The sequence below is a fragment of the Rubrimonas sp. genome (assembly GCF_036788415.1).
GTDB lineage: Bacteria > Pseudomonadota > Alphaproteobacteria > Rhodobacterales > Rhodobacteraceae > Rubrimonas.
Genome location: NZ_DAIQNN010000237.1, coordinates 1 through 1892 on the forward strand (window position 1 = coordinate 1; position 1892 = coordinate 1892).

The window sequence follows — 1892 nt, forward strand, 5'->3', positions numbered from 1 at the left end:
CCGCTAGGCGTGCTCGGTTACAGTCAGGGAGGGCTTGTCGCGCTGAAGGCCGCTGCAGCGACCGACATGTTCCGGTTCATCGCGCTCTGGAACCCCGTGCTCGATCCGGTCGCGACCTACGGCCTCATCCTCGGGGCCGGCGCCCTCACCCTCGGCGCGGCGCGACACCGGGCCGGATCGGTCGACGGCATTGTCGGCGACAGCGGCCTCCGACCCGCCTTCTTCGCCGAGGTCGCAAACGCCGACCCGATCGCGGACGCCGCCGGCGTTGCGGCCGCCGTGCTCGTGCTGACGGGTCGGCGCGATCACCTTGTTCGCGACGGCGCCGCGCTGGCGAGCCGCCTCGCCGCAGGCAGGATGGCCCGGACTGCGATCATCGACATCGACGCAGGACATGATCTTGGCGCCGTGACCGATGCGGCACTTCTCGATGACGTAATCGCCTGCACCGCGACGTTCGTGTTGGGCGATCTGGCGCCTTGACGGGGCGCAAGCAGCGACAAGCGCAGACTGACCTCCGCATTGCCTCGCATCCTGATTGTCGCGCCGCACAGACCGCTGCGATTGGCTGCCATTCGCGCTGCTCCCTCTCCGTGTGCTACACTGAAGCACGGGGAAGTCGGAGCCGCACCGCCAGCGATTGATGCGCAGGATCCGCCGCAAGGACTGCCGTGATGACGTGGACGGCCTCGCCCTCCGCCGACCATGCCCGAGGAGAAAACCATGCGCCTTGGCGGTTGTCAGCGCTGTAGTCCGGCCATCGTAGCGCTCCTGATAGCGGTGAACCTCGCCGCTTCGGGACGCGCGGACGAGCCAGCAGATGTGCGGCCCGTGACCGGGTTCGACGTCGCACGCTATCTCGGCCTCTGGCACGAGATCGCAGTCATCCCCAACCGGTTCCAGGAGGATTGCGCCGCGGGCACGACCGCGACCTATGGTCTGGCCGAGGACATCGTCGGGATCACGGTCTTCAACAGTTGCCTCGAAGAAGATGGCGGTCGCAGCGACGCGGACGGCCGGGCCCGGTTCGCCGGCCCCTCGGACGAGGGCGCGCTCGAGGTCGCGTTCGTGAGCCTGCTGGGGTTCTGGCTTTGGCCGCTCTCGGGCGACTACATCGTCTTCGCGCTCGACCCCGAGTACCGCTGGACGGCGATCGGGCACCCCTCTCGGGAGTACGGCTGGATCCTCGCCCGCGAGGAGCGTCTCGCGCCCGACGACCTGAAGCTGATCGCGTCGCGTTTCGAGGACGCCGGATACGACACCTGCGCCTTGCTGATGTCCCCCAGAGCCATGGGCGACCCGCGCACACCGCTCTGTGAGCTTCATTGACCGTGGATCGTGGGATACCGCCGCCGCTCGGCGTCACAAGCGATTGATCTTTCCTGGGTGATAGGGGTCCCGGCATCGCGCCTGGCCATCCGAAGCGCCAGCACGCTCTGGACTGCGAGCCCATTCCTCGGCCATCGCGCCGTCAAGAGGCTCGTGAGCGTCGAGGCCTTCGAGCTCGGGGCCCATCCGGCCGGCGCCTAACTCGCCTGCGCCACGAACGGCTCGACCGCCGCCAGCCACTCGTCGGGCGCGTCCTGCGGGATCCAATGCGAGGCGTTCTCGACCCGCACAAGCCGCGCGCCGGGTATCTCGGCGGCGAGACGCTCTCCGTCGGCGATGCGCTGCCACGGATCGTCGACGCCCCAGACCAGCAGCGTCGGCGCCGCGACCGCGCCATGACGGTGGACGAGCATGGTGGTGTGGCTGGTGTTGAGCCCGGAAGCGTTGCGCACGAGGCTGGTCTTGCCGGCCTCGGTCAGGTAGGGCGCGACGATCCCGTCCACGAAATCCTGCGTCAGCCGCTCCTTGCGCGACAGCCCGTCGGCGAAGCCGTCGACCAGGAA

At 68.8% G+C, this 1892-nt stretch carries 3 protein-coding genes; 2 read left to right on the forward strand and 1 reads right to left on the reverse strand.

What is annotated here, in order from left to right; genetic code table 11:
- Nucleotides 1-483: prolyl oligopeptidase family serine peptidase (locus V7Q31_RS19045; RefSeq protein WP_333835409.1), on the forward strand; the 483-nt coding region annotated here is incomplete at its 5' end.
- A gap of 348 nt (nt 484-831) precedes the next feature.
- Nucleotides 832-1329: a lipocalin family protein gene (locus tag V7Q31_RS19050; RefSeq protein ID WP_333835410.1), complete on the forward strand. Its 498-nt coding sequence runs from the start codon at nt 832-834 to the stop codon at nt 1327-1329.
- Nucleotides 1330-1526: 197 nt separating this feature from the next.
- Here the strand turns inward: V7Q31_RS19050 and V7Q31_RS19055 are convergent.
- Nucleotides 1527-1892 (reverse strand): alpha/beta fold hydrolase (locus V7Q31_RS19055; protein ID WP_333835411.1); only part of this gene is annotated, 366 nt, incomplete at its 5' end.